The 22,451-nt window shown below is 34.4% G+C and carries 21 protein-coding genes; 15 read left to right on the top strand and 6 right to left on the bottom strand.

Annotated elements, in window-relative coordinates; all coding sequences use genetic code 11:
• The first annotated feature begins 39 nt into the window (after nt 1–39).
• Nucleotides 40–819 (top strand): bifunctional hydroxymethylpyrimidine kinase/phosphomethylpyrimidine kinase, encoded by a 780-nt coding sequence (gene thiD, locus CSUIS19072_RS03690; RefSeq protein ID WP_086237258.1) that lies wholly within the window; start codon nt 40–42, stop codon nt 817–819.
• A gap of 46 nt (nt 820–865) precedes the next feature.
• On the opposite strand, the gene CSUIS19072_RS03685 is transcribed toward thiD, so the two are convergent.
• Genes CSUIS19072_RS03685 through CSUIS19072_RS03660 form a run of 6 tightly spaced genes read right to left on the bottom strand, consistent with a single transcriptional unit; the run spans nt 866 to nt 7,425 of the window.
• Nucleotides 866–1,087, bottom strand: coding sequence for a hypothetical protein (locus tag CSUIS19072_RS03685; protein ID WP_086237257.1), 222 nt, complete (start codon nt 1,085–1,087; stop codon nt 866–868).
• Between the two features lie 52 nt (nt 1,088–1,139).
• Nucleotides 1,140–1,781: a methionine ABC transporter permease gene (locus CSUIS19072_RS03680; RefSeq protein ID WP_086237256.1), complete on the bottom strand. Its 642-nt coding sequence runs from the start codon at nt 1,779–1,781 to the stop codon at nt 1,140–1,142.
• Nucleotides 1,778–2,746: a methionine ABC transporter ATP-binding protein gene (locus CSUIS19072_RS03675; protein WP_086242273.1), complete on the bottom strand. Its 969-nt coding sequence runs from the start codon at nt 2,744–2,746 to the stop codon at nt 1,778–1,780. Before CSUIS19072_RS03675 ends, CSUIS19072_RS03680 begins: the two co-directional genes overlap by 4 nt.
• Before the next feature lie 3 nt (nt 2,747–2,749).
• Nucleotides 2,750–3,313 carry a hypothetical protein gene (locus CSUIS19072_RS03670; protein WP_086237254.1) on the bottom strand — a complete coding sequence of 188 codons (564 nt, stop codon included), beginning with the start codon at nt 3,311–3,313 and terminating at the stop codon, nt 2,750–2,752.
• Entirely contained in the window at nt 3,313–4,659 is a 1,347-nt protein-coding gene (locus CSUIS19072_RS03665; RefSeq protein WP_086237253.1) for an AAA family ATPase, read from the bottom strand. Before CSUIS19072_RS03665 ends, CSUIS19072_RS03670 begins: the two co-directional genes overlap by 1 nt.
• A 9-nt stretch (nt 4,660–4,668) precedes the next feature.
• Nucleotides 4,669–7,425 (bottom strand): valine--tRNA ligase, encoded by a 2,757-nt coding sequence (locus tag CSUIS19072_RS03660; protein WP_086293349.1) that lies wholly within the window; start codon nt 7,423–7,425, stop codon nt 4,669–4,671.
• Between the two features lie 136 nt (nt 7,426–7,561).
• Here CSUIS19072_RS03660 and fumC point away from each other — a divergent pair, with 136 nt between their 5' ends.
• The 14 genes from fumC to hypE all read left to right on the top strand — a co-directional run bounded on the left by fumC (nt 7,562) and on the right by hypE (nt 22,448).
• Nucleotides 7,562–8,959 carry a class II fumarate hydratase gene (fumC, locus tag CSUIS19072_RS03655; protein ID WP_086237251.1) on the top strand — a complete coding sequence of 466 codons (1,398 nt, stop codon included), beginning with the start codon at nt 7,562–7,564 and terminating at the stop codon, nt 8,957–8,959.
• A 42-nt stretch (nt 8,960–9,001) separates the two neighbouring features.
• Nucleotides 9,002–9,667, top strand: a complete 666-nt coding sequence (locus CSUIS19072_RS03650; protein ID WP_086237250.1) for an AzlC family ABC transporter permease — start codon at nt 9,002–9,004, stop codon at nt 9,665–9,667.
• A gap of 456 nt (nt 9,668–10,123) precedes the next feature.
• A complete protein-coding gene (locus tag CSUIS19072_RS03645; RefSeq protein ID WP_086237249.1) occupies nt 10,124–10,813 on the top strand; it encodes an XRE family transcriptional regulator in 690 nt (229 codons plus the stop codon).
• Between the two features lie 198 nt (nt 10,814–11,011).
• Nucleotides 11,012–11,320 carry an AzlD domain-containing protein gene (locus CSUIS19072_RS03640; protein ID WP_337212027.1) on the top strand — a complete coding sequence of 103 codons (309 nt, stop codon included), beginning with the start codon at nt 11,012–11,014 and terminating at the stop codon, nt 11,318–11,320.
• 264 nt (nt 11,321–11,584) lie between these two features.
• A complete protein-coding gene (locus CSUIS19072_RS03635; protein ID WP_086293345.1) occupies nt 11,585–12,736 on the top strand; it encodes a hydrogenase small subunit in 1,152 nt (383 codons plus the stop codon).
• Between the two features lie 3 nt (nt 12,737–12,739).
• On the top strand, nt 12,740–14,461 hold the full coding sequence (locus CSUIS19072_RS03630) for a nickel-dependent hydrogenase large subunit (RefSeq protein WP_086237246.1): 1,722 nt from the start codon (nt 12,740–12,742) through the stop codon (nt 14,459–14,461).
• Between the two features lie 10 nt (nt 14,462–14,471).
• Entirely contained in the window at nt 14,472–15,149 is a 678-nt protein-coding gene (gene cybH, locus CSUIS19072_RS03625) for a Ni/Fe-hydrogenase, b-type cytochrome subunit (protein WP_086237245.1), read from the top strand.
• On the top strand, nt 15,150–15,689 hold the full coding sequence (locus tag CSUIS19072_RS03620) for a HyaD/HybD family hydrogenase maturation endopeptidase (RefSeq protein ID WP_086293343.1): 540 nt from the start codon (nt 15,150–15,152) through the stop codon (nt 15,687–15,689).
• The gene (locus CSUIS19072_RS03615; RefSeq protein WP_086242267.1) at nt 15,686–17,125 is read left to right on the top strand and encodes a hypothetical protein; all 1,440 of its coding nucleotides are present in this window, start codon (nt 15,686–15,688) and stop codon (nt 17,123–17,125) included. The genes CSUIS19072_RS03620 and CSUIS19072_RS03615 overlap by 4 nt, the downstream gene beginning before the upstream one ends.
• Nucleotides 17,112–19,334, top strand: a complete 2,223-nt coding sequence (gene hypF, locus CSUIS19072_RS03610; RefSeq protein WP_086242266.1) for a carbamoyltransferase HypF — start codon at nt 17,112–17,114, stop codon at nt 19,332–19,334. The genes CSUIS19072_RS03615 and hypF overlap by 14 nt, the downstream gene beginning before the upstream one ends.
• A 17-nt stretch (nt 19,335–19,351) precedes the next feature.
• Nucleotides 19,352–20,068 carry a hydrogenase nickel incorporation protein HypB gene (gene hypB / locus CSUIS19072_RS03605; RefSeq protein WP_086237241.1) on the top strand — a complete coding sequence of 239 codons (717 nt, stop codon included), beginning with the start codon at nt 19,352–19,354 and terminating at the stop codon, nt 20,066–20,068.
• On the top strand, nt 20,068–20,349 hold the full coding sequence (locus CSUIS19072_RS03600) for a HypC/HybG/HupF family hydrogenase formation chaperone (RefSeq protein ID WP_034961189.1): 282 nt from the start codon (nt 20,068–20,070) through the stop codon (nt 20,347–20,349). The genes hypB and CSUIS19072_RS03600 overlap by 1 nt, the downstream gene beginning before the upstream one ends.
• Before the next feature lie 20 nt (nt 20,350–20,369).
• Entirely contained in the window at nt 20,370–21,458 is a 1,089-nt protein-coding gene (hypD, locus tag CSUIS19072_RS03595; RefSeq protein WP_086237240.1) for a hydrogenase formation protein HypD, read from the top strand.
• Nucleotides 21,459–22,448 carry a hydrogenase expression/formation protein HypE gene (hypE, locus tag CSUIS19072_RS03590; protein WP_086293341.1) on the top strand — a complete coding sequence of 330 codons (990 nt, stop codon included), beginning with the start codon at nt 21,459–21,461 and terminating at the stop codon, nt 22,446–22,448.
• Nucleotides 22,449–22,451: the final 3 nt, after the last annotated feature.

The following is a 22,451-nucleotide window of genomic DNA, read 5'->3' as shown; positions in this document are numbered from 1 at the left end:
AAAATAGATTATAAATTTAAAATAATAAGGAAAAATATAATGAAAAAAGTGCTATCCATAGCAGGTTCTGATCCATCTGGTGGGGCTGGAATTCAAGCTGATATTAAAACCATAACCGCCCATAAGCTTTATGCGATGGCTGTTATAGTCTCCTTGACTGCACAAAATACAAAAGAAGTAAGTGGGGTTTTTGATTGTCCAATTGAGTTTATTAAAGCACAGATGGATTCTGTATTAAGCGATATTACTCCAGATTCAATCAAGCTAGGAATGCTTTCAAATTCTAATATAATGCGTATAATAGCAAAGGCGTTAAGGCAATATGATTGTAAAAATATAGTTTTAGACCCAGTGATGGTAGCTACAAGCGGTACTAGGCTCATGGATAAAGACGCTTTAAATGTTTATATTGATGAGCTTTTTGGTATGGCAAAAATCGTAACGCCAAATTTACCCGAGGCTAGTATATTAAGTGGTATAAAGATAAAAAATATAGATGATATGGAGCGAGCAGCTATCAAGATTAGTAGCTATGGGTGCGATAGTGTGCTTATCAAAGGTGGGCATTTTTCTAGTGATGCTACTGATTTGCTCTATAAAGATGGAGAAATCAGCCTATTTCATGCTACTAGAATAGATACTAAAAATACCCATGGCACGGGATGTACTCTCTCATCTGCTATTGCGTGTAATATCGCTAATGGATTAAGTATAGAAGATTCAATCCAAAAAGCAAAAGATTATGTAAGAAATGCTATTAATAGTAATCTATCCATAGGGCATGGAAATGGACCGATCAATCACTGCTGGAATTTATAAATTTAGTTTAAAGAGATTTTATCAAGAGGCTAAAGCCCCTTGATGATTAAGCGTATATATCTAATCTACCGGCTTTAGCCGCTTCATTTTGAACAAATTGCGTAGGATTAGTAACCGCTAAAGGTGCGTTGCTAGCTGGTGTTTGCATATTTGCACCGACTATGCCATTTAGGATATTACTCATCGCAGTTTTCTCTACATCCATTGATTTTTTAAGCGCCATAGTGCTTGCTGCTAATTGGGCATCGGCATTTACACTTGATACCATATCAAACTCCTTGATTTATTTATAAATAAAATCGGCTAAAATTTAAATTTAATTACTTTTTAACAATTTTATATAGTAAATTTCCGCTACTTTGTATTATTTGAACCATTATGATTAAAATAATAACAGTATAAGCCATAATATCTGGGCGAAATCTTTGGAAGCCATATCTCATAGCTACATCGCCAAGTCCGCCACCGCCAACCGCACCAGCCATCGCTGTAAAGCCAACAACTACTATTAATGTAAGGGTTATGGCATTTATGATGCTTGGCAGTGCCTCTACAAATATAACCTTAAATATTATTTGAGTTTTAGTGGCTCCATAGCTTAGCGCAGCTTCAATTATACCGCTATCTACTTCATTCATTGCATTTTCAATTAGCCTAGCTATAAAGGGTGCTGAACCAATAGTAAGCGGAACTATAGCCGCTGTGGTGCCAATACTTGTCCCAACAATAAATTTGGTAAATGGAAATAATACAATTATAAGAATAATAAATGGAAAACTTCTAAGAGTATTTACTATTATATCTAATGAATTGTAGATTGCTCTATTTGGTTTTAGGCCATTTTTGCTAGTTATGACTAATATAATGGCTAAGACTAATCCAATGATAAAGGCTAAAAATGTAGAGACAAAGCTCATATATAAAGTGTCTAAAGTCGCTTCAAAAAGTAGTTTTGCTATCATTTTTTCTCCTTTAAAATTTCATATAAAGCCCCTTGACTTTTTATAAATTCCTCCACTCTAAGCTCATCTTTTGGCTTTACATTTATAACTAGACTTCCAAGGACGCTACCACCTAGCTTTTCTAATTTGCCCCAAACTATGTTAAAATCAATATCAAGCCTTCTAGCCATAGATGTGATAATGCTATTCATCGCTACATTTGGTGGGAAAAATATCTTTATATTTACCCCAGTATCTGGTAAAATTTCATCTTCTCCAAGGAAGTTTTTCATATTTTCATCTGGATTTAAAAATAGCTCTACAATTGATCCGAAGTTGGTTATCACGCCACTTTGGAGTAAAATAGCTCTATTTGCTATGTTTTTTACCACCTCCATTTCGTGTGTGACTAGCACTATTGTGATACCAAGCTTCTCATTTATCTCTTTAAGTAGGCTTAAAATTTGCTTTGTTGTGTTTGGATCAAGCGCGCTCGTAGCCTCATCGCTAAGTAAGATTTTAGGATTAAGTGCTAGAGCCCTAGCAATGGCAACTCTCTGCTTTTGACCCCCACTTAGCTGACTTGGGTAACTTCTAGCCTTATCTTTTAATCCTACAAGCTCTAAAAGCTCATCAACACGGGCTTTTATAGCCTTTTCATCATAGCCCCACACACGCAAAGGCATAGCGATATTTTCAAAAGCTGTTTTTCTACTCATTAAAGCAAAATGCTGAAATATCATGCCTATATCTCGCCTAAGATCTCTTAATCCATTTTCATTTAACGATTTTATCTCACGCCCTAGCACTTTTAGACTGCCATTTTGATAGCTTTCAAGCCCATTTATACAGCGTAAAAGCGTGCTTTTACCAGCACCACTGTGACCAACGATAGCAAATATTTCACCCTTATTTATCTCGCAACTAACATTATTTATGATGAGATTTTTGCCATAATATTTTTTTAAATTTGAGATTTTTATCATATTTTAACCTATTTTTTTGAAAAAATCGAGATCTAACTCAATACAACCATTGTTATCACATTCCACTTCTTTTGGTATTAAGGAAGAATTTTTTGTATCCATATTTGTTGGAGATTTTTCAGAGATTGCTCTTTTTGGATATAGATAAATGAATTGTTTATTTTCAAAATTTAAATTTGCTGACTTTTGTAAATTATAAGCACTATATAAATAATCGAATAGAAGTTGGCTATTTTCGCATTGTTTTAAAGCTTTATCACGTGGAGTTTCATCATTTGGAGTTTTATTATCATCATCTTTTTTATCGCCGGAGGTGGATTTTAGCTCTACAAAATATACTTTATCATCACTAACTACTATAAAATCGCAAGATGGAATAGCATTTTTAAATAGTTCAGCTTTAAATTGATCTTTTTGTTTTAGAACAAAAAAACTTCCATTTTTTTCTATACTAACTTTCTTGATATAACTTTTATTATTTATTTCTTCTATTATATAATATTTCCCATCCCCGCATTTTAAATTATCGCTTAAAAAACTATAAAAATTTTGTAATTCTTTTTTCATTATTTGCCTTTTAGAATTTGCTCATAAATTTTATCTTGAGCTATGTTTTGCATATTTATCACTTCATTAAAAGTTTTCATAAAAATACCATCATCTTGAGTAATTTTAACACTTTCAGTAGTTATTTCATCTCTAATTTTTATAGTTTGATAAGCTCTTACTTTATTAGCGTCTAATTGCATTTGTTTTGAATACTCTTCTAAATTTTTCAAATTTTCATCGCTAATATTTTTTAGGCAAATACATGAACTAAACTCACGCAAAATATAATCACTATGAGTGCTGATAAACACCTTTATGCCGATATTTACCAACATAACTAAAAGCCTAGCTAGTAGAATTTGATTTTTTGGATGCAGGTTTAATTCTGGTTCATCTATAATTAAAATATCATTTTTTTGTGCTTGAAATCTAATATATAAATCTAATAAAAATAAAGATTTAACAGAGCTAGAAGTTTGCTGGATATTTATAGTTTTGTGTTTTTGGAGTATTTTTTGTTTTGCACCAGTCGCAAATTGTAATCCATAATCATTTATTATATATTTTCCGCCAACTATCTGCCAAAGCAAATCTAAAATTTTATTATTTTTACTTTCAGCGATAAAGCTTTTTTGATTAGTAACATTTGATATATCATTTATAAGAGATATATTGTCGGTAATTGGCAAAGGATAGCGAGAGGTAGCTTTTTGTATATAGTTATTTATATTATCGATGATATCTCCTTGATTATTTTGGGTTAGACCTGCTAGGATGTTATTTCTGCTTATATTTAACTCACTATAAAACATAGCAATACCTGTGCGTTCTACACTAATAATATTTATTTGATGTCTATAAAATAATCTGCTTATTATAAGATAAACTAAAAATAAATGTATATTTTTAGATGATAAATCATCTCTATCAAAAAATTCAAATATTATATTTTCATCTGCTTTATAAACATTAAAGAAAGAATTTTGCTGTTTAAAAATCTTTTCGTAATTTAAAATTTCAAAACTTAATTCAAATTTAGCATCTTTGTAAATATCTGCATTGCCTCCTAAAACTTTTACAAGTTTATTTTTGTATAGCTTATTCATTTCGTTTTTTAGATTTGCGTGAATTTGGATAAATTTTGTTTCTTCAATAGCGATAATATTTTTTTCTTTTTGTATAAAACTATCTTTATGTCTTAAAATAAGCTCATTAATATTTTCAGGTAATAATCTCCAAAAACCATAAAAAGCATAAACAGCATAGGTTTTACCACTATTATTTTCACCGCAAAGAATGGTTAAGTCGCCAATTTCTATCTCCGCTTGATTTAAAAGTCCTAGATTTTTAACCTTAAAATTCATTATTTATCCTTATATTTCTCCAAAATTTCTCAGCTCACTACACACTTTTTCAAATTTCTCCTTAGCAGTTACTAGACCATATTTATTGGTTTGTAGCACGGCTTGTGGAGCATTTGCTACAAATTTTTCATTATTTAGCATATTTTCAAGCTTAGCTATCTCTTTTTCAAGCTTGGTTTTTTGCGAATTTAGCCGTGCGATGATGGCAGTCGTATCCACTCCTAAAAGTGGGATAAAGCTCTCTAAATTCTCACTTACATCTCTAGCTGAGTTTGGTACTATCTCATCTGTAAGCTCTATATCTTCGCATTTGGCTAGGAGTTTGATGAAATTTAGATATTGGTTTATATTTAAGTTTTTGTTTATCCTTATGAAGGCTTTTGAAATTTTAGCATTTCCTTGGTCGATTGTAGCCTTAGCACGGCGAATGCTTATAATGGCTTCGATAATTAGCTCAAATTTAGCTACGATCTCCTCATCTATTAAGCTAGGTTTTGGGTATTTCATCACCATTATGGAGGTAGAATTCTCTAAATTTGTGCCACTTAACTCATGATACAAATACTCGCTTATAAAAGGCATAAACGGGCTTAGTAGCTTCATACTCTCTTTAAAAATAGAGCCAAGCTCGATAATTGCACTCTTATTAGCTTTTGATAGTTCAATTCCCCAATCACAAAACTCATCCCACAAAAATTTATACACCCTATCTGCTGCGTCATTAAATCTATAGCTATCAAGAGCCTTTCTAGTCTCATTTGTAGCTATTTTAAATCGGCTTAGTATGTATTTGCCAAGCTCTGAATGCACAGCATTTTCATCAAAATCTGGGAATTTATCTGCATTTAGCATTAGGAATTTACTTGCGTTGTAAAGCTTGTTTGTAAAATTCCTTACTAGCACCATCTTCTCTTCGCTTAGCCTTATATCTCGACCAGCAACGCAAAGTAAAGTAAGGGTAAAACGCAAAATATCAGCTGAATATTCATCTATTTTTTCTAGTGGGTCTATCACATTTCCACTTGATTTACTCATCTTTTTGCCATCTTTATCCTTTACAAGTGCGTGAAGATAAATATCTTTAAAAGGCAGTTTTTCTGTGGCATTTTCACACTGAAACATCATTCTAGCAACCCAGAAAAAGAGTATATCAAAGCCAGTAATTAGCATAGTATTTGGGTAAAATTCGCTCAAATCTCCATCAAACCATTTATCATTTTTAAGGGCATCTCCATTTCCCCAGCCAAGCGTAGAAATAGGCCAAAGCCCACTAGAAAACCAAGTATCAAGCACATCTGGATCTTGAGTGAATTTAACTCCACCACATTTTGGACATTTTAGCGGTTTTTCACTCTCATCAGCCCACTCATATCCGCACTCGCAGTAAAATACTGGAATTTGATGCCCCCACCATAGTTGGCGACTAATACACCAATCTTTTAGCTCTCTCATCCACGCATTAAAGCTATTTATCCAGTGCGATGGGTAGAATTTAGCTCCGCCATCATTTACATCTTCTATGGCTTGTTTTGCGATATTTGCTTTTACAAACCACTGCTTACTTATATATGGCTCAACTACATTTTTACAGCGGTAGCAATATCCTACTTGATTTTCATAATCTTCGATTTTTTCTACAAAGCCCTTGCTTTCTAGTTCATTTATGATTTTTTCTCTAGCTTCTAATCTTTCTAATCCTTGAAATTCCCCACAATGCTCGTTTAAAATTCCCTTTTCATCAAAGATAGTTATAAATTCCAAATTATGCCTTTTGCCCACTTCGTAGTCATTTGTATCGTGAGCTGGAGTTACTTTCACCACGCCAGTTCCAAAGCTCATATCAACATGGCTATCAGCTATAATCTTGATTTTACGATTTAGTAGCGGTAGCTCTACGCTTTTACCAATTAAGCTTTTATATCTCTCATCATCTGGATTTACCATCACAGCAGTATCGCCAAAGTAGGTTTCAGGTCTAGTAGTAGCCACCACGATATAGGGACGCTTGCTCGCATCTTTAGCGGAGCTTGAATTTTGCTCGCTTGATGAATTATTTATTCTATCTGCACTCGCAAAATTCTGCGCAACCCCCAAATCTGCTTCGCAATCGCCACCTATCTGGCTATGGTTTGAACAACTATTTTCACATAAAAAATATCTCAAATGATATAATTTACCCTTATTTGCCCTATGCTCGACCTCTACATCGCTTAAGGCTCCATCGTGAGTACACCAATTTACCATATAGTTTCCGCGGACTATCAAACCCTTATTATATAAATTTACAAAGGCTTTTCGCACGGCGTTTTTTAGCCCCTCATCCATAGTAAATCGCTCTCTACTCCACGCTGGAGTTATACCAAGGCGACGCATTTGGTGGAGTATTATACCGCCGCTTTTTTCCTTCCATTCCCAAGTTTTTTTAAGGAATTCATCTCTTCCAATTTGCTCTTTTGTAACCCGACTAGCTAAAAGTTGTTTTTCAACCACATTTTGAGTAGCAATTCCGGCGTGATCAAGCCCTGGTTGCCATAGAGTTTTATACCCATCCATTCTTTTATATCTTGTTATTATATCTTGTAAGGTAAAGGTAAGCGCATGCCCTATATGAAGCACTCCAGTAACATTTGGGGGCGGCATCATAATGCAAAAAGTTTTATTGTCTTCTTGAATATTTTTGTTTCCATCTATCTCAAAATATCCACGATTTTCACAAATTTTATAAAATTTCTCTTCTACCATTTTCGCATCATAAAATTCAGCCATTTTTTGCCTTTAATGAAATATAAAAAATATGCGATTTTAGCTAAATTTATATAAATAAATAATAAAATTTATGAAGCTGTAAGCCATTTTAATGGATAATAGCGACTTTAGACTTCTAAATTATGAAAGGATTAAAATGGATTTTCGTATAGAAAAAGACACAATGGGCGAGATTAAGGTGCCAAATGATAAGTATTGGGGAGCTCAAACTGAAAGAAGTTTAGAGAACTTTAAGATCGGTAAAGGCACTATGCCAAGTGAGGTTATAGAGGGTTTTGCGTATCTTAAAAAGGCTTGCGCTATCGTAAATAACAAGCTTGGTCGCTTAGATGAAGCTAAGACAAAAGCTATTTCTCAAGCTTGCGATGAGGTATTAGCTGGTAAATTAGATGGAAATTTCCCACTTGTAGTATGGCAAACAGGTAGCGGAACTCAGTCAAATATGAACTTAAATGAGGTTATAGCTAACCGAGCTACTGAGATTTTGGGCGAGGATTTTAGAAGTAAAAAGCTAATCCATCCAAATGATGATGTAAATAAGGGTCAAAGCTCAAATGATACCTATCCAACTGCTATGAGAATTGCTTTTGTCTTAGAGATTGCTAAGCAGCTACTTCCAGCTATTGATAAGCTTTTATCCACGCTTGAAGCAAAGAGCAAAGAGTTTGCAAATATCGTAAAAATCGGTCGCACCCACTTACAAGATGCTACACCTTTAACCTTAGGTCAAGAGTTTAGTGGATATGCTCATATGCTAAAAGCTAGTAAAAATCAAATTCTAGCTACAATTCCATTTTTAGAAGAGCTTGCTATCGGTGGGACAGCTGTGGGAACTGGATTAAATAGCCATCCTGATTTTAGCCCTATGGTTAGTGAGGTCTTAAATGAGATAACTAAAACTGAGTTTAAATTTAAATCTCATCCAAATAAATTCCACGGATTAACAAGCCATGACGCTGAAGTTTTCTTAAGCGGTGCTTTAAATGGTCTTGGATCAAATTTAATGAAAATAGCAAATGATATAAGATGGTTAGCAAGCGGTCCAAGATGTGGTATTGGCGAGATAAATATCCCTGAAAATGAACCAGGAAGCTCTATTATGCCAGGTAAGGTAAATCCTACTCAATGCGAAGCCGTAACAATGGTAGCTGTCCAAGTAGCAGGCAACCATGTAAGTGTGGCTATGGGGGCATCTCAAGGAAATTTTGAGCTAAATGTATTTAAGCCAGTTATAGCTCATAATATTTTAGAGAGCATTAGATTATTAAGCGATTCTATGATTAGCTTTAATGACCATTGCGCGGTGGGAATTACTGCAAATGAAGCTAAAATCGATAAACTTCTTCACGAAAGCCTTATGCTTGTAACTGCTTTAAATCCACATATCGGATATGAAAATGCAGCAAAAATAGCAAAAACAGCTCATAAAAATGGCACAACCTTAAAAGAAGAAGCTATAAATTTAGGTCTTTTGACAGCGGCTCAGTTTGATGAGTGGGTCAAACCTGAAGATATGACCGCTCCTAAAAAGTAAATTTTTAAATCGCATTGCCTATTTTGGCGGTGCGTTTGACTTATGAATCTTAAATTTAAAATATTTCAATCCACAATTGCTGTTATGATGGGTTACGCATCACTTGGCTTTGCCTTTGGGCTATATGGTGCTAGTATGGGTATGCCAAGCTGGATAATGGGCATTACAAGCGTGATGGTTTATGCTGGTAGTGTGGAGTTTTTGCTTGTTGCTTTTATCGTAAGTGGAGCGAATTTGTGGGGAATATTTTTTATCTCATTTTTGCTAAATTTTAGACATTTTTTCTACACTTTAGGACTTTTAGAGGAGATTAAAAAGCTTAAATTTAGATATTATTTTATCTATGCTTTAAGCGATGAGACTTATGCTTTGATTAAATCACGCAATGATATTGATGACACAAATAGGGATTTGATATTTAATTTTACCGCTTTTTTAAACCAAATTTACTGGGTATTTAGCGTAATCTTAGGTAGTATTTTGGGCTCAAATTTAAATTTAAATTATAAGGGGATTGAGTTTAGCTTGGCTGCTTTGTTTGGTGTGCTTTCATATGAGGTTTTTAAACGAGATAAAAATAATCGTGTGGCTATGCTTGGATTTGGCGTGGGGATTTTGGGGCTATTTTTATTTCCTTTGCACTACTATCTATTTTGCTCACTTATTTTGGTTATGCTTATTTTGATAATTTTTAAAAGGCTGTTTTAATGTCTAACATTTCTTTTAATTCTTTGGCTCTGCCTCTTATACCTTTTGTTTTGCCATAGCTCATATTTAAAAGCAGTCTATAATCGCTTTCATTTAACTTTTTAATTTAGCCCAAGTACGAAGCTTAAAGCCTTTTTTGCTCATTTGCTCAGTTAAACTTGTAAAGCTTTTACGCATTTTTACTCCTTTATGGTATAATCACTTAAACCACTCCAAAAAAAGGAGTGGTAAAGATGATTTTATAACTCAAGTTTGAAAGTGATTTTTAGCTTCCAAACTTGAGTTTTACGACCACCTTTTTACACTTTAAAACTTTCATTTTAAAGCTCCAAAAGTGATATTATCCCCACCCACCCAAGCCACTTTTAAAAAAAATCTTTTTGTGATACAATTCTTTTAAAAGTAATAGAATTATAGTGTAATTTATTAAACTTGTCAAGACAAAAGGTGTATTTTATGAATATTTCTCAAAAAATTAAAAATGCTAGAGAAGCTAAAAACTTAACACAATTAGAATTAGCTAAATCAAGCGGTGTTTCACTGGATTCAATAAAAAGATATGAAACAAAAGAATCTAATATAACAATACATAATTTAATAAAAATTGCAAAAGTTTTAGATATTGATTTGAATTATTTTGCGAATGCCCCTAAGTTGTCCCTTAGTCTGTCTTCTAAAATGTCCCTAAGTCAAGATAAATATGTCCCTAAGTTGGAAAATCAACAAGAAACCTTAAACGATGATATGATAAACATTCCTTTTTTTGAAAATGTAAGAGCAAGTGCTGGAAGTGGCACTTATAACGATGAAGAAAGCACTCAAGCTTTGGGACTTTCTAAAAGTTTTTTGCGTGAATGTTTTGGCTTATACTCTTTTATAAATCTCTCTGTGATTTTAGGACAAGGCGATTCTATGGCACCAACACTTCCTGAAAATTGCTATCTTTTAATCCAGCAAGGAGAAGTGGCAGAAGGCGAAATTTGTGTAACACGCATTGAAGATGAGCTTTATGTAAAACGCCTTCAAAAACGCCCCAAGCTAAAACTCCTTAGCGATAACAAAGCGTATGAGCCCATTAATTTAGAAGGTGAAAACTTTGAAATACTCGGACGCGTTGTAGGATATTTTAAAAAGACTACTCTTTAATTTTTTAAAGGTGTTTAAAAGACTTTGTAAAGTATTTATAAAAAGAATGTAAAAATGTGTAAAGCACAATGTAAAAAAATGTAAAGATAAAAGCTCACTTTGATTTCTAAAAAAATCTCATCAAAATACTATAAAATAATACTTTGATTAAAATTTATCTCACTTTACTTTTTTACATATCTTTATATAATGGAGTATTTGCCATATATTTTAGCTGGTTGTGTAGCAACCTTACTTTGTAGATTTTTGCCTTATTTTTTGTTTAAAAAGCGAAGTAACTCTAAAATGCTTAAATATTTAGAGAGTAGAAGCACTCTTGTAATTATGATAATTTTGATGATTTATGCTATAGCTAGTATGAAATTTGATGATATCTGGCTTGGTATGTGTGCGGTGGCTTGTCTGCTTTTAGCAATTACTTTACAAATTTGGCAAAGAAATAGCCTAATAAGCATATCTGTGCCTACTATTTTGTATATTTATATAGCTAATTTTAGTGGTTTATAAGAGCAAAATAAATTAATTTTTTTAATTAAATTTAACTAAGATAAAATAAGTATGATTAACTTTTATTTTTAAAATTTCATATAAAAAAATTAAATTAAATTATAAAATTATAGCAAAATAGGGAATTTGATACTTTTTATATTAATCTATTTTTAAAATTAAAATTTAATTTTTATTTATCAAATTTATTAAGTTAAATGATAGTAGAATAACAGGTAAAGAATTTATTTAAGATAAATTTAATCTCAATTAAAGGAGAAATTTATGGTAGATAATCATAATGTAACCACCATACAAAATAGGCTATCAGAGTTAGCCAAACTTCCAAAAATGAAAGCAAATAGCTCTATTATGGATGTTTTAAATGAACACGGCTTTACTCGTAGAGATTTTATGAAATGGGCTGGAGCGATGACTGCTCTTATGGCTTTGCCGGCTAGTTTTGCACCTATGGTAGCTCAAGCAGCTGAGCTTAGCGATAGATTGCCTGTGATTTGGCTCCATATGGCTGAATGTACAGGCTGTAGCGAGAGTCTTTTAAGAAGTGATGCACCTACAATTGATAGCTTAATATTTGATTATATCAGTTTAGAGTATCATGAAACAGTTATGGCGGCTTCTGGTTGGCAAGCTGAAGAGAATTTAGAACAAGCTATACAAAAGTATAAAGGCAAATATGTCTTAATGGTAGAAGGGGGAATTCCAGATGGCGATAGCGCCTTTTATCTAACAGTAGGCCCAAAAGGCACGACAGGTAGAGAACACGCTATCCACGCTAGTGATAATGCTCTTGCTATCTTCGCTATCGGGACTTGCTCTAGCTTTGGCGGTATTCAAGCTGCAGCACCAAATCCTACAAACGCTCAGCCACTTCACAAAATTACCAATAAACCAGTAATAAATGTCCCAGGCTGTCCTCCAAGTGAGAAAAATATCGTTGGAAATGTTTTAAATTTCTTACTATTTGGCACACTTCCAGCTCTTGATGTTTACAATAGACCAAAGTGGGCTTATGGGCTTAGAATTCACGATCTTTGCGAAAGACGCGGTCGTTTTGACGCTGGTGAGTTCGTGCAAGAATTTGGCGATGAAGGTGCTAAAAAGGGCTATTGCTTATACAAAGTCGGCTGTAAAGGGCCATATACATTTAATAACTGCTCTAGAGAGAGATTTAATCAACATACTAGCTGGCCTATTCAAGCTGGACATGGATGTATTGGCTGCTCTGAGCCGGATTTTTGGGATCAGATGGGGCCATTTGAGGTGCCACTAGGCGATAGATTGTATAATACCGTATTTGATGGGCTTGGAGCGGACGCTATAAGCGATAAGATCGGTATAGGTGTATTAGCCATCACAGGTGTAGCTGTAGCGGCTCACGCACTTATTGCTACTGCAGCAAAAGAGAAGGAGTAAAATATGAGCGGACAAAGAATAGTAGTTGATCCTATTACAAGAATCGAAGGTCACCTTCGTGTGGAGGTAGTTGTAGATGAGAATAATGTAGTTAAAGAGGCTTATAGTGGCTCAACTCTTTGGCGTGGTATTGAAGTGATTGTAAAGGGTAGAGATCCAAGAGATGCTGGATTTATGACTCAAAGAATTTGTGGAGTGTGTACATTTTCTCACTATAGAGCAGGTGTTGAAGCTGTAGAAAATGCTCTTGGCATCGTTCCTCCACTTAATGCAAAATTAACTAGAACTCTTATGAATGCAGCTCTATTTTTACACGATCATCCGGTGCATTTTTATCAACTCCACGCACTTGACTTTGTCGATGTGGTAAGCGCTCTTAGTGCTGATCCTAAAAAGGCTAGCCAAGAAGCATTTAAATACTGCGATACCCCATATGCTTGTGGTGCAGACCAGCTAAAATTAGTCCAAGATAAGGTGAAAAAATTTGTAGAAAAAGGTAATCTTGGGCCATTTGCTAATGCCTATTGGGGTCACTCTACTTATAAATTTACTCCAGAGCAAAATCTAATAGCCCTTAGCCACTATCTAGAGTGCTTAAGACTTCAAAGAACAATTGCTCAAGCTATGGCGGTATTTGGTGCTAAACAACCTCATCCACAAAGCCTTACAGTTGGTGGGGTAACTTGTGTAATGGATTTACAAAGTCCAGCAAGACTTGGTGAGTATATGGTTAAATTCCAAGAGATGGCTGATTTTGTCAATCGTGCTTACTGGCCTGATCTTGTAATGGCAGCTAAGGCCTATGCTAACGAGCCAAGCGTGGTAAATGATGTTGGAACTCCAAATTTACTAACATATCAAGATTTTCAAATTGGTGCTAATGAGTATCTATTTGATGGTGGATATATATTAAATGGCGATATATCTAAGGTGTTTGAAGTAGATGAGAGCAAAATTACTGAAGAGGCTACTCGCTCATGGTATAAAAATAATTCTCCACTTCACCCATACGATGGCGATACTACGCCAAATTATACAGGCTTTAAAGATGCTAAAACTCTTAATGCTAAAGGGGAGATGGAAGATACAAAAGTATTTGATATAGATGGCAAATATAGCTGGATTAAAGCTCCAAGGTATGACTCACTTCCAATGCAAGTTGGCCCACTAGCAAATATAGTTGTAAATTATGTAAAAGGCAATAAAAATGTAGTGCCAGTAGTGGATAAATTCCTAGCTGAGACTGGACTACCTGTGAGTGCTGTATTATCAACTTTAGGTAGAACTGCGTGCAGAATGATCGAAGCAAAAATTATCGCTGATAATACCTTAAAAGCTCTAAATAATCTAATTGAGAATTTAAAAATAGATGATAGCACATGTGCTAAATACCAAATAGATCCAACAAAAGAGTATAAAGGTAGATTTATCGGTAATGTGCCTCGTGGTATGCTAAGCCACTGGTGTAGGATCAAAAATGGCGTTATAGAAAATTGGCAAGCAGTCGTCCCATCTACTTGGAATGCAAGTCCAAAAGATGCTAAAGGTCAAATGGGTAGCTATGAGGCTTGTTTAATAGGGTTAAAAATTTCTGATTTAAAACAGCCTTTAGAGATAATACGCAAAATTCACTCATATGATCCTTGTATAGCTTGTGCAGTTCATGTGATGGATACAAAAGGCAATGAATTAAGTAGCTATAAAGTCAATCCGAATTTAATCTAAGGGAGCAGATATGAAAAGTAGTAAAAAACATATCGCTGAGTATGAATTTAGCATAGGCTTACGCCTTACACATTGGATTAGAGCTATATCTATTGTGGTTTTAAGTATAAGTGGATTTTATATCGCTTATGTTTTTGTAAGTCCAGCTATCACAGGTGAGCCTATAAATTTTATGAATGCTAAATGGCGTGCCGTGCATCAGGTGGCTGGATTTATATTAATAGGTTGTTTTATATTTAAGACATATCTATTTTTCTTTGATAAACAAAGCCATATAGAAAGGGTGAGTGTAAAAAATGTTTTAAGCCCAAAAATTTGGATAGAGCAGATCAAATACTATCTATTTTTAGGTAAGCACCCACATATACAAGGGACATATAATCCACTCCAATTTGCCTCTTATATATTCTTTTATATTGTGCTTTTTGTTATATGCCTTACTGGCTTGATTTTATATGTAAATGTATATCACGAAGGGCTTGGTGGGTTGCTTTATACGCCTATGAGAGCTATCGAGGCTTGGATGGGTGGGCTTGCTAATGTGCGTCAAATTCACCACATTGCTATGTGGATTATCTTTATTTTTATGGTAGTTCATATATATATGGCTATATTTAATGCTATAAAAGGCAAAGATGGTGCTATGGATGCTATAATTAGTGGCTATAAATTCCCAAAAGAGAAGTAGATGCGTGTCCTAGTTTTAGGCATAGGGAATGTAATGTTCGCCGATGAGGGAGTCGGCGTTCATTTTGTTAAGATGATAGAGAATAACTTTAAATTCACTTCAGATCAGCATAGCTTAAAATTTGTAGATGGTGGCACCTTGGCTAATTATCTAACGCCGATAATGGCTGATAGTGATTATCTTATTGTTGTTGATTGTATCGATGCTGATGGCGGTCAGATTGGCGATGTATATTTTTTTGATTTTGAGGATATGCCAAAAAGTATAAATTGGTCTGGATCAGCCCATGAAGTAGAGATGCTTCAAACTATAGAGATGATGGATTTAGTAGGCGATAGACCAAAAACTAAGATAATTGGGGTGGTGCCAAAAAGGATTGAGCCAATGAGTTTTGAGCTAAGTAGTGAGATTTTAGCCTCATCTGATTTGATGAGTAAGATAATCTTAAAAGAGTTAAAATCAATTGGTTTTGAGTATAATCAAATAGATAATAAAAATTTACAAGATATAGCAAATGAGTGGAAGAAGGAGCAGTTTTGATACTTTGCTTTGAATTTAGCTGCTCAAATGATGGGGCTATATTAGCATTTTTTTTAGATTTTTGGGCTAAAAAAAGTGCTTTAAAATACTCCATAACAAAAGAGCAAAAATATATTAAGTTATATATAGAAGGCGACGAAAAGGAGCTTGGCAAATTTAGTGATGAGTTTATATCCAAGGTTCCTAGTTCGATTTTTATCGAAGAAACCAAGGTTGTGCTAGGTGAGAAGCTGCCTATTAATAGTGAGTTTGAGTTTAATTTTAGCTATAAAAATATCACGCCATATACTTTAGAAAGTGGGATAAATGAGTTTGGATTTACTATAGATAATGAGCTTATAAATAGAGGTATAAAAGATATTTTAGATGGCAAAAAATTCATTTATGATGGCTATGAGATAACTAAATTTGATGGTTTTAATGCTGATTATTTAGTGCCTACTAATCTTAAAAACGCTGCGAAAATTTTTGTTTGCGATGAGAAGAGTTTGATCGCTTTGGCTAGTTTTGAAAAGCCTATAATGAGTCTTAGAGTTAATGCGATATACCGCACAAATCATAAAGACGCACCACTATATTTTGATCTTAGAAGTGCTTGGGATATTAATATTTATGAGATTGCTAAGGGTTTAAATGAAAAAGGGGTTAAATTTTTAGCTGTGAAAAGCTCTAAGAGTGATATGAAAATTTCAATCTTAGATGAGAGAATTTTGATTATTAATAGCGGAGAGTTTTTAGATGCGAAACAGCGTGAGTTTATAAACTCTTTTAGTGATAAAAATTATGCTCTTTTTGGGCTTTGCGTAAGTGAGTTTGGTCTAGCAAATTCCACCATAACAAGGGTATTTTTAAGCAAAAAAAATAGCGATTTTATCAAAGTGTATAAAGAAAATGATGAGTTTGATATGTTTAAAATAGAGCTACCAAAAAGCTTTGAAGAGATTTGGGATAAGATTGCTGAATTTGATGGTGGGGATAGATTATTAGCAAATTTCCAAAAAGAAAATAGATTGCCACAAGGCAAGATTGATCTGCCTAATAACTTCTATAGTCTATTTATGATTATTGATAAGATATTAGGCTACAATACTCAAATTCTAAATTATGCTAGAGATTATAGCGGACTTAAGGGTGTTAGGATTGATTTTAAGATGAGTGGTAAAAGTGAATTTGACTGGGCTAGAGCCATTAGAAGCACTATGAGCTTTAAGCTAGCTGGGGCTGATCCTAAGAATATTTCTTTTGGCTGTTTGGAGAGCTTGGCATTTTTCTTAAGCGATTTTGGCGATATACTCAAAGATGAGCTAGGCGCTACAAATATGATTTTTAGCGGTGCCTTATTTGAAAATCCAGTAATTGCAAATTTAGCCTTAAAGTTTTGTAACTCTAATTATCAAAGCAGATTTAGCGGATGTTATCCACTTGAGATTAGTTAAGATTGAAATTTATGGATTAGTTCAAGGGGTTGGTTTTCGTCCTTTTGTATATCAGCTTGCTACAAATTTAGGCTTAAATGGCATTGTATTAAATGATTCTAGCGGTGTAAAAATAGAGCTAAGTGGCGAGTTAGGCTTAATTGATGAGTTTATAAAATCCCTTAAAACTAAGCTACCGCCACTTGCTAGAATTGATAAAATTGTAGTAAGTGATGGCTGTAATATCTATAGTGATTTTAAGATTATTAGCTCTAAAGATAGCTATAAATTCGCACCCATTTTACCTGATTTTGCAATTTGTGATGAGTGTAAAAATGAGCTTTTAGATAGTAGCAATTATAGATATAACCATCCATTTATTAACTGCACAAATTGCGGACCAAGATTTTCTTTGATTAAAAGCTTGCCTTATGATAGAGCAAATACCACGATGGGTAAATTTAAAATGTGCGATAAGTGCGAAGCTGAGTATAAAGATCCGCTTAATCGCCGCTATCACGCTCAGCCCATAGCTTGTAAGAATTGTGGGTCAAGTCTAAGCTATAAAGATATGAGCGGTAATATTTTAAGCACCTACGAAAATGGGCTAAAAGATTGTGTAAATGCGATTAAAGATGGTAAAATCGTAGCGATTAAGGGAGTTGGCGGATTTCATCTAGTATGCGATGCCTTAAATCATCAAGCCATATCTACTCTAAGAGCTAGGAAAAATCGCCCTGATAAGCCATTTGCCATAATGTGTAAAGATATGGATATGGCAAAAAAATATGCCTATATAGATGAGAGTGAAGCTAGGATTTTAAACTCAAATTTAAAGCCAATAGTTTTATTAAATTCCAAAGATAAACTCCCAGATATAATCGCTAAAGATATCGGTAAAATAGGGATATTCTTGCCACCAACTCCGCTACATATCCTGCTTTTAAATATGCTAAATTCCCCAGTAATAGCCACAAGTGCAAATTTAAGCAAAGAGCCAATTATAAAAGATTATGAAACGCTTAAAGATAAATTGCGTAGGGTGTGTGATTTTGCTTTGGATAATGATAGGCAAATAGTAAATCCAAGCGATGATAGCATATGCTTTGCCCTAGATGAAAAGGCGATATATCTGCGAACTTCAAGAGGGTTAAAGCCATCTATTTTGCCACTAAATTTAAATGGCGACGCCCCTAAGGGCTGCTTTTTAGCACTTGGTGCCTTGATGAAAAATCAATTTGCTATTTATAAAAATGGATTGATATTTAGCTCTGTTTATATCGGCGATATGGGAAGTGTAGCGACAAAATTAAGATTTGATGAGTTACTAGAGAGCTTTAAGAGTATATATGGGTTTGAGTTTGATTTTGTTTTAGGGGACGCTCATCCGTATTTTGGATTTATAGATGATTTTGCGAAAAGTTATGAAATTCACAGAGTCTATCACCATCACGCTCACGCCTTAAGCGTTATGCTAGAAAATGGCATTAGCGGCGATGTGATAGCACTTAGCTTTGATGGGACTGGATATGGGAGAGACGCTACTATATGGGGTGGAGAGATTTTGAGATGCTCTAAGGGCGAATTTGATAGGATAATGCATTTTGATAGCTTTGATCTAATTGGCGGGGATAAGGCTATTAAAAATATATACTACCTAGCCTACGCAATAGCTAAAAAATACTCTTTAAATTCGCCAAAATTGGATAGATTAATACCTGAAATTCAAAAAGATAATCTAGATAAGATATTAAAAAATCAGATAAATACTATAAAATGTAGCTCTTTGGGTAGGATTTTTGACGCTTTTGCTTCTATAATTTTTGAGCTAAAATCTGTAAGCTATGACGCACAAGCTCCTATGATGGTTGAGGCTTTGTATGATGAGAGCTTGGATTTGGCTTATGAATTTAGTATAAATGATGGGATTATCAGCTATGAAAATGCCTTTAAAAAAGCCTTGGTAGATGAGCCTAGAATCGCAGCTACGGCATTTATAAATGGCTTAGCAAATTTATCCTTAGAGATAGCTAGTAGCTATAATCTACCTATTGTGCTTTGTGGTGGAGTATGGCAAAATAGGGCTTTGCTTAAAAAAACAATAGATAAATTTAAAGTAAATCAGATAGAGTATTATCTACCTATTAATGAGCCTATGAATGATTCAGCCATAGCGATGGGTCAAATTTACTTTGGTTTAAATATGCTTAGATATAATGATAAATTCTAAAATCAAAAGGAGACAATATGTGTAAAGATTGCGGTTGTAGTATGGGAAATGAGCATCACCATCATGACCATCCTGTTTTAAATGAAAAAAAGACGATAGAAGTAGTAGAAAAGATATTAAAAGATAATGATTATGAAGCAGAGCATAATAGGGCTCACTTAGATGAATGTGGGTTGCTTTGTATAAATTTGATGAGTAGCCCAGGTGCTGGAAAGACTACGCTTTTAGAGGCTACTATAAAGGCAAGTGGGCTTAGGATTGGTGTGGTTGAGGGGGATTTAGAGACTAATATGGACGCTAATCGCATTATAAATGCCGGTGGTAAGGCGTATCAGATCAGCACAGGGCAAACTTGTCATTTAGATGCTTTTATGGTTCATAATGGCTTACATCACTTGCCACTTAAAGAGCTTGATTTGATATTTATAGAAAATGTAGGTAATCTTGTTTGCCCAGCAAGTTATGATGTCGGTGCCCACATAAATGCTGTTTTAATCAGCGTGCCAGAAGGGAGCGATAAAATAGCAAAATATCCTGTTATGTTTAGGGCTGCTGATATAGTTATTATCACTAAAACTTCGCTTTTAGAGCATTTTGATTTTAATATTGACGAGGTTAAAAAAGAAGCTAGAAAGCTAAATCCAAAGGTTGATATTATAGAAGTAGATAGCAAGAGCGGGGCTGGAGTTGATAAATGGATAAATTATATTAAATTTAAAAAAGAGATTAGATAATGTGTCTTAGCATACCATCAAAAGTAATATCAATAGATGAGAATAATTTTGCCATAGTTGATACTATGGGAGTTAGGCGTGGAGTGAGTTTGGACTTGATAGCTGAGCCTGTATCGGTTGGGGATTATGTGCTTATACATGTGGGATTTGCGATGGAAAAGATCGATACTAAATATGCTTTAGAGAGCTTGGAGATTTATAAACAAATCGCAGATGATATGAGTAGTGGTAAAATATCAGCCGATGAAGGCGATATGGGTCTAGCAGCGTTGAAAGATTAAATTTAATAATTAGGCAGATAATGGATTTAATAAATAGTTTTAGAGATAAAGATAAGATTTTAGCCTTAAGCAAGATAATTAAACAAAGAAGTAAAAAGCCATTAAATATTATGGAGATTTGTGGCGGTCATACTCATAGTATAATGAAATTTGGTTTGCCTCAATTAGTAGGAGAGCATATCAATTTCATTCACGGCCCAGGATGTCCGGTGTGTATAATGCCTAGAAGTCGCATTGATGAGGCTATAGCAATTGCTAGTATAGAAGGGGTGATATTTTGCACTTTAGCTGATATGTTAAGAGTGCCCGGAAGTAAGGGCTCTTTAGCTGAGCTTCGGGCTGGTGGGGCTGATATTAGGGCTTTATACTCTCCACTTGATACAATCACAATAGCCAAAGAAAACCTAGATAAAAAAGTTGTATTTTTTGCTATTGGATTTGAGACTACTACTCCTATGAGTGCTGTGGTGGTAGAACAAGCCATAAATTTAAATTTACAAAATCTATTTATACATTTAAATCATGTAACAGTCCCAGCTCCAGTAAGGGCTATAATGAGCGATAAAGATGTGAAAATTGATGCATTTTTAGGGCCAAGCCATGTAAGTGTGATTACTGGTAGTAAGATATATGAAGAGCTTGCTAATGAGTTTAAGACCCCAATTGCCGTAAGTGGCTTTGAGCCTTTAGATTTGATGGATAGTATATTAAATTTAGTAAATCAACACCAAAACGGCACCTATAAAGTCTATAATGAGTATGCTAGAGTAGTTACCAAAGATGGTAATCAAAAGGCTAAAGAGCTGATAAATAGGTATTTTGAGCCGTGTGATTTTGAGTGGAGAGGGCTAGGCGTTATCAAAGATAGTGGATTAAGGTTAAGAGATGAGTTTGATTATTTAGATGCTAAAAAATATTTTAATATAGAAGTAGGCGAGTCTAAAGAATCCAAAGCCTGTATTTGTGGTGAAATTTTGCGTGGTAAGGCTAAGCCATATGATTGTAAGGTCTTTGGCAAGGTGTGTAATCCGCAAAATCCTATTGGTAGCTGTATGGTAAGCGGCGAGGGTGCTTGCGCGGCGTATTATAAATATAGTAAAAGAGGGTAGATGCAAAAGATAATGTTAGCTCATGGTGGTGGTGGGCAAGAGATGAATGATCTTATTAATGGGTTGATTTTTAAGATTTTTAATAATGAAATTTTATCGCAAAATAATGATAGTGCGATTTTAAATTTAAGCGGAAAACTAGCATTTAGCACTGATAGCTTTGTGGTAAGTCCTACTAAATTTCCAGGTGGAGATATTGGTAAAATCGCAGTTTGCGGAACTATAAATGACCTAGCTATGGTAGGAGCCAAGCCTAGATATATTAGTTGTGCTTTAATCATAGAAGAGGGGCTTGATATAAATGAGCTTAAAGATATTTTATCTAGTATGAAAAGCACAGCTGATGAGGCTGGAGTAGCTATAGTTTGTGGCGATACTAAGGTTGTTAGCAAGGGAAGTTGTGATAAAATTTTTATTAATACCTCAGGCGTGGGAGAGATAATCAAAGAAGTTAGAATAGAGAATTTAAAAAGTGGCGCTAAAATTCTATTAAGTGGCGATGTCGGCAGACATGGTGCGGTGGTATTAGCAAGTAGAAATGAGCTAAGATTACAAAGCGATTTACAAAGCGATTGTAAGCCTTTATACAAAATTGTAGAAGCACTTTTAAATGCTGGTATCACTCCTCTTGCTATGAGAGATGCTACTCGTGGTGGACTCTCGGCTGTATTAAATGAGTGGGCGAAGGCTTGTAAGCGAGATATTAAAATTAGCGAAGATAGTATCGCTGTGAGTGATGAGGTGATGGGGATTTGCGAAATTCTTGGCTTTGAGCCTTATGAGCTAGCTAATGAGGGAACCTTTGTTTTAGCTGTTGAGCCTAAAGATGAGATTAAAGCGGTTGAGATTTTAAGAGAATTTAACTCAAACGCAAATAGCATTGGCGAGATTTTAGATAGTAATAAATCAAATGTAATTATACAAAATAGCTATGGAGCCACTAGATTTATGGAGCCACCAAAGGGCGAGTTGCTACCTAGAATTTGCTAAAGG

Origin of the sequence: Campylobacter sp. RM19072, from assembly GCF_024723485.1 — a bacterium.
GTDB classification, from domain to species: Bacteria; Campylobacterota; Campylobacteria; order Campylobacterales; family Campylobacteraceae; genus Campylobacter; species Campylobacter porcelli.
The sequence above is the reverse complement of the archived record's forward strand: the minus strand, read 5'-3'. Positions and strand labels throughout refer to the sequence as shown.